This window comes from Pseudomonas sp. PA-4-8C, from assembly GCF_021606625.1.
Classification (GTDB): domain Bacteria; phylum Pseudomonadota; class Gammaproteobacteria; order Pseudomonadales; family Pseudomonadaceae; genus Aquipseudomonas; species Aquipseudomonas lactis.
Map to the genome: position 1 here is coordinate 1 of NZ_WKCD01000299.1, position 6,479 is coordinate 6,479.

Consider the following 6,479-nt stretch of genomic DNA (forward strand, 5'->3'; position numbering starts at 1 on the left):
GGGCGGCTAAGCCGGCATCCCTGCCGGTTTACCCCCCAAATCCCTGTCGAATTCCGGCCAGCGTGGTTTAACGGGGCGCCTGAGATCAAAAGCAGATCAAGATCAAGAGCGGCTCGCTTCGCATCGTGGTTGCGGGGGGAGTGTGATGTAGAAATTGAAGACGAAAAAAAACCGGCTGATCAGGCCGGTTTGGGGTGTCCCGTCAACAGTGCGGGGTTATACGTGGGTACTCAGCAAGCGCTCGGCACCGCCTTCAGCCAGGCCACGTTCTTGCAAGCGATCCGCACCGCCTTCAGCCAGGCCACGTTCTTGCAAGCGATCCGCACCGCCTTCAGCCAGGCCACGTTCTTGCAAGCGCTCCGCACCGCCTTCAGCCAGGCCACGTTCTTGCAGGCGATCCGCACCGCCTTCAGCCAGACCGCGTTCTTGCAGGCGATCCGCGCCACCTTCGGCAACGCGGGTTTCTATCAGGCGATCCGCGCCGCCTTCAGCGACAACCGGGTGGGCAAAAGCGTTTGCAGCGAGTACCGAGAAAGCGAGGCTAAGCAAGAGTTGGCGTTTCATGATGGTGTGCTCCGAGTGTTTTAGTTGGGTGCCGTTTGGCATGGGTTTGATGTTACGCGTTGCATTTTTTAAGAGAACTTCATTGCGCTGATGGTGACTATCGATGCCAACGATGGTCCTGCTGGCGGGACCATCACTGTGGCCGTCATGGCATTTGCGGCAGTTCGTTGGGGCGCAGGTCAAACACCAGCACTTCGGCGTCTTCGCCATGGCTCAGGCGGATCTGGCGTTCGTCCCGTACGCGTACACCGTCGCCTTCCTGTAAGCGCTGGCCGTTGAGTTCCACGCTGCCGCGCGCCACATGGACGTAGGCGTAGCGATCCGGCGCCAGTTCCAGGCGGGTACTTTCGTCAGCGTCAAACAGGCCGGCGTACACCCGTGCGTCCTGGCGCACTTTCAGCGAACCGTTGGCGCCCTCCGGCGAGATGATCAACTGCAAGCGCCCACGTTTTTGCGCTTCAGTGAAATGCTCTTGCTGATAGCGCGGTTTGGCGCCGGCTTCGTTGGGCACGATCCAGATTTGCAGGAAGTGCACGCCATGCCGCTGGCTATGGTTGAACTCGCTGTGGGCCACGCCGCTGCCGGCGCTCATCAGTTGCACATCGCCGGGGCGGATCACTGAGCCGGTGCCCAGGGTGTCCTTGTGCTCCAGCGCGCCTTCGAGCACGTAGGAGAAAATTTCCATGTCGCGGTGCGGGTGCTGGCCGAAGCCTTTGCCTGCGGCGACGCGGTCATCGTTGATCACCAGCAGGTCGGAAAAACCCTGCTCCTTGGGGTTCCAGTAGTTGGCAAAAGAGAAGGTGTGGAACGACTTCAACCAACCGTGATTGGCGGCGCCGCGTTCGGAAGCTTTGCGAAGGGTCAGCATGGTCCAGTCCTCAAGTGAGCGCGGGCTGCGAGATGCAGGGCGCTTGCGTTGAGAAGAAGGTTAATGGTTAGCGAGTGATTGATTAAGAAGATGAAAATAGAATAACTGTCGCTCTCAGGTTGACAGTTAAAGTCGTGCCATAATGCCCGCCGCACTCCTTCTCGATGGACATTCCCCGCTTATGAAAACCGTGGCCATGGCGCTGTTCCCGGACTTCCTGCTGCTCGACATGGCCGGGCCGCTGGAAGTGTTTTCGATTGCTAACCGCTACTTGCCGGCGGCCGATCACTACCAGATCCTGACCATCGGCACCGAGCCCGGCCCGTTGCGGGCGTCCAACGGCGTGAGCGTGCAGACCGATCTGCTGTTGGAACAGGCCCAGGCGGCCTATGACCTGCTGCTGGTGCCCGGCGGCCCCGGCGCCTATAACGAATGCCACCCCGCGCTGTTGCCCTGGCTGAGAGTCGCGGCGCCACGGGCTCGGCGTTTTGGCTCGATCTGCACCGGCGCTTTTGTGCTCGGCCACGCAGGCTTGCTCGACGGGCACCGCGTGACCACCCATTGGCACTACACCGAGCGGTTGATCAAGGCGTTTCCCAACGCCATTGTCGAGACCGACCGCATCTATTTGCAGGACGGGCGCCTGATCACCTCTGGCGGCGTCACTGCGGGTATCGACCTGGCCCTGTCGGTCGTCGCCCAGGACCACGGCAAGCAAGTGGCGGTGGACGTGGCCAAGGTGCTGCTGGTGGTGATGAAACGCCAGGGCGGCCAGGCCCAGTTCAGCCCGATGACTGCCGCCGTGGCGCCTCAGGAAACTCCGATCACCCGCGTGCAGAACCACGTGCTGGCGCATCTGGATCAACCCTTTACCATCGAGTCCATGGCCGAGCTGGCCGGCATGAGCGCGCGCCACTTTGCGCGGCTGTTCGCCAAGGACGTGCAGATGACGCCCATGGCGTTCCTGCAAGGCGCGCGCATCGACCGGGCCCGGCACCTGCTGGAAACCACCGACCTGCCGCTCAAGACCGTGGCCTTCCACGCCGGCTTTGGCAGCGTGCGGCATATGCGTTTTCTGTTCAGCGAAAAGCTCGGGCTGAACCCTACCCAATACCGACAACAGTTCAGTTAACGACAGCATGTCCGTCTCAGGCACCCGATTGTCCGTATCGCTCCCCGTGCCAGCATTGTCCTGTCATCGCCAACTGGCAAGATAGCGTCGAGCCCATGGAAAAAGGATGCGCAGGCACTCAAGCACGGGTGTTTCAGCGCTGTGACGGACATGCAAAATGCTACGGCGGTGAGCTTTGGCCCCTACACCTTTCATCGGCAGCAGCGCCTGGTCAGCAAGGCCGGCTGGCCGGTACCGCTGGGCGGGCGAGCCTTGGATATTCTTGCGGTACTGCTCGAAGCGCCCGGGCATTTCATCAGCAAGGCGACCTTGATCGAGCGGGTGTGGCCCAACAGCGTCGTCGAAGAGAGCAACCTGCGCGTGCACATTGCGGCATTGCGTCGCGCCCTGGACGGCCAACGCTGGATCCTCAATCACCCCCAGCGCGGTTACTGCTTCGCCGCACCGGCGCAAGATGCGCTGCCGACGCTGCTGCCTCAGCACAACTTGGCTGCGCGGCTGAGCCCGGTGTGGGGGCGCGATGAACTGGTGGGCGTGCTGGCGCGGCGTTTGGCCCCGCAGCGCTTGTTGACCCTCACCGGCGTGGCCGGCATTGGCAAGAGCACACTGGCACTGGCCCTGGCCGAGCGGGCATTGCCGCGTTATCGCGACGGCGTATGGTGGCTCGACATGGCCGTTGTGCAAGCGCCGAGCGAATTGCTCGGTAGCCTGGCCAGGGGGTTGCAGCTGCATTCGACGCCCGATAGTTTCAACGAACTGGGCCGGCGCCTGGCTTCGCGTCAGTTACTGCTGATACTCGACGGCGCCGACCTGCTGCTGGGCGCGTGCCGACAGCTACTGCGTGCGCTGGGCGAGACGGCGCCTGGCGTCAGTGTGCTGATCACCAGCCGCGAAGCCTTGCTGGCCCCTGGCGAGTGGGTGGTGCGCGTGCCTCGGCTGGCGGTGCCGTCGCCGTCGGCCAATGTCGAACAGGCGATGGCCTGTCCTGCGGTGCAACTGTTCGTGGCGCGCGCGCGTGCCAATCAGCAGGGGTTTGATTTGCGGCCCCAGGATTTGGCGCCGCTGCGCGACCTGTGTCGGCGCCTGGACGGCCTGCCGTTGGCTCTGGAATTGGCGGCCGCCCAGGTGGATGCGTTGGGCATCGGCGGTGTGCAGATGCAAGTACGCACGGGTTTGCAAGTGCTGGCCCGGGGGCGGCGCACGGCGGTGGAACGTCACCGATCACTGACCGCGGCCCTGGATTGGAGCTACGAGCGCCTGAGCCTGCCGGAGTGCTGGCTGTTTCTGCAATTGAGCCTGTTCAAGATGGCGGTCACCTTACCTGGCCTGAGTGACATGGTGGCCGGTACGGAGCTTGAACATGCCGACCTGTCTTACCTGCTGGCACGCCTGGTCAACGTCTCGCTGCTGAGCGTCGAGCCCGGCCTGAGCCAGCCGCGCTATCGCCTGCTCAACTGCGTGCGAAGCTACGCCCTGGGGCAACTGCGCGACCCGCGCCAGGTCGAGCGTTTGCAGCAAGGCTACGCGCCTTGCCTGGGGGCGTTCTCAGGCCGGCCGTTTGTCCTGCAACTCGTCGAGCAGGCAGCGCACGCGCAGTAGATCCTGGGTAGCGAAGCCTTCGCTGAAGCGTGCATGGATTGAACCGAGCAAGTCCCTGGCGAGCTGAATGCGCCCCTGCTGTTGCCATAATTGCGCCAGGGATTCGCCGCAGCGCAGCTCCCAGGCCAGGGCACCTTGCTGGTGCGCCAGGCCCAGCGCCTCCAGTAACAGTGCTTCGACGGCGTGCTCATCCTCTAGCTGCAAGGCGTACACCCGCAGAATCTCCGGGGCGCACCAGCCCGCCGCGCCACTGCGCGCGCGTTCCAGGGTTGGCACATCCACCGCATGGGTGCCGAAGGTGATCAAGGTGTCTTGGATCAGGCCCAGGCCTTGCCAATCCGGGTGGCCAAGAATACCGGCGTAATGCCCGGCCCAGGTCTGGAACAACTGCACCGAATGCTGGTGCGATTGCTCCAGCAGCAGCCGTTGCAGGGCTTGGGCGTCGTCTTCGGCGCCGTTGTAGCGGGCGATCACCACCCCAGCCAGGGCCAGGGTGTAGCAGATCGAGGTGCCGTGGTTGATCTGCAGGGCCAACTCCAGTGCCTGGCTGGCGGTGCGCCAGGCGCGCTCGGGAAAGCCCTGCAACCACAGGATCCGCGCCAGCACGGTCAAGGAGGCGACACCCTGGTCGTATTGCACGCCAACCCCGAGGGCAAAGCGGTTCACGTGACCGCTTTGGGACATGCGCTGCAACACCTGCTCGGCGTGGTGCCGGGCGAGCGGCTGGTTGCCGGTGTAATGCTGGCCCAGCGCACGCAGCCGCTGCGCGCTAAGGCCCAGCAACGGCTCGGTGTGTGGGTCGAGCCGTTCGAACTGCACGCTCAGCTCCTGCGCTGGGCCGTAGCGCCCGGCACACAGGTTCACCGCCATCAACCCGGAGACCGCACGCAACTGGCCGCCAAGGTCCTGGGTTGTCTCGGCCAGGCGTGCGGCACCCTCGAATGCCGCAATGGTCCGAGGTGCGGCGCCCATGGCGTGGTAGGAGAGGCTGCCCAGGGCCAATTGCAGCTGCAGGGTCAATTGCGTGCAGGGCGCGGTAACCTGGCCAATCAGCGCCAGCGCCTGGTCCACATAGCCGCCATGCTCACGCAGCAATGACAACTCTTGCCACAGCGGCATCGCGCTGACCGTCAGGCGGATAGCCAGCAGCTGCGCACCGTCGTCAGCAAAGCCCCAGTCGAGGGCGGCACGCACGTCTTCGCGCAGCGGTGCATAACGGTCGATCCACGGCTGTGTGGCGATCAGGTCCCAGTCGCCCTGGGCCTGTTCCATCAGCGCCAGGCAGCGTGCAGCGTGGCGCTCTCGTGTGGCATGCAGTTCGCAGGCCTGGCTGAGCTTTTCCAGGGCGTAGGTGCGGGTGATGTCCAGCAGGCGATAGACCATCTCGTCATCGCTTGCTTCCACGTTCAACAACGACTTGGCCACCAGTTGCGTAATGGAGCCCAGCACTTCGGCGGGGGCCACTTGCTCCCCGGCGATCACCGCCGCTGCGCTGACCAGGCTGAAGCCGCCACGGAAGACCGCCAGGCGGCGCAGGCAGATTTGCTCGCACGCCGTGAGCAGGTCAAAGCTCCAGTCGAGCGTGGCGCGCAGGGTCTGCTGGCGGGGCAGGGCACTGCGTCGGCCGCGGGTCAGCAGGCGAAAGTTGTCTTCCATCTGCACCAGCAGGCCCGGCAAGCCAAACCGTTCAATTTGCGCGGCCACCAGTTCGATCGCCAGGGGAATGCCGTCCAGGCGCTGGCAGATATCAATCGCCAGGGGCAGTTCAGCGTCGCTGAGGGCAAAGCTCTCCTGGTGGGACATGGCGCGCTCGATCAGCAATTGCATGGCCGGGTAACCCAGGGCCTGGGCGCGGTTGCCGGTGGCGGGCGGGCAGGCCAGCGGTTCAAGGCGCTGCACATATTCACCTTCGGCGCGCAGGGCTTCGCGGCTGGTGGTGAGGATGTGCAGGTGCGGTGCATGGCGCAGCAGGGTTTCACTGATCAGGGCGATGTCGTCGAGCAGGTGCTCGCAGTTGTCGATCACCAGCAGCATCTGGCGTGCCTGCAGGCTGCGGGCGAGGCTGGCCAGGGACGCATTCTCGCCCGGTGTCAGGCCGAGCAGGGCGGCCAGGTTGGGCAGGATCATGGACGCGGCACTGAGTGGCGCCAGGTCCAGCAGGTGAATACCGTCGCGGTAATGCCCGATCAGCAATTCCGCGACGCGCAGGGCGACGGTGGTCTTGCCGATGCCACCGGCGCCGGTCAGGGTGATGAAGCGTTGCTGCGGCAGTTGTTGCACCAGAGCGTCGATCAGCGCTTGGCGACCGATCATGCG

5 protein-coding genes are annotated in these 6,479 nt (G+C 64.3%); 2 read left to right on the forward strand and 3 right to left on the reverse strand.

The genetic code is table 11. The features are described from left to right. Nucleotides 1-216 precede the first annotated feature (216 nt). Both GIW04_RS26425 and GIW04_RS26430 read right to left on the reverse strand, forming a co-directional pair. Nucleotides 217-564, reverse strand: a complete 348-nt coding sequence (locus GIW04_RS26425; RefSeq protein ID WP_120248193.1) for a hypothetical protein — start codon at nucleotides 562-564, stop codon at nucleotides 217-219. Nucleotides 565-709: 145 nt separating this feature from the next. Beyond that, a complete protein-coding gene (locus GIW04_RS26430; protein ID WP_094775548.1) occupies nucleotides 710-1,432 on the reverse strand; it encodes a pirin family protein in 723 nt (240 codons plus the stop codon). A 181-nt stretch (nucleotides 1,433-1,613) separates the two neighbouring features. Between GIW04_RS26430 and GIW04_RS26435 the strand changes: the two genes are divergently transcribed. Together GIW04_RS26435 and GIW04_RS26440 are read left to right on the forward strand one after the other, a co-directional pair. After that, nucleotides 1,614-2,564, forward strand: a complete 951-nt coding sequence (locus GIW04_RS26435; RefSeq protein WP_003191916.1) for a GlxA family transcriptional regulator — start codon at nucleotides 1,614-1,616, stop codon at nucleotides 2,562-2,564. A 150-nt stretch (nucleotides 2,565-2,714) separates the two neighbouring features. Further along, nucleotides 2,715-4,163 carry a winged helix-turn-helix domain-containing protein gene (locus GIW04_RS26440; RefSeq protein ID WP_120248192.1) on the forward strand — a complete coding sequence of 483 codons (1,449 nt, stop codon included), beginning with the start codon at nucleotides 2,715-2,717 and terminating at the stop codon, nucleotides 4,161-4,163. Here GIW04_RS26440 and GIW04_RS26445 read toward each other — a convergent pair. After that, a partial coding sequence (locus GIW04_RS26445) for an ATP-binding protein (RefSeq protein WP_236479350.1) occupies nucleotides 4,110-6,479 on the reverse strand: 2,370 nt, incomplete at its 5' end. The two genes, GIW04_RS26440 and GIW04_RS26445, sit on opposite strands and share 54 nt — an antisense overlap.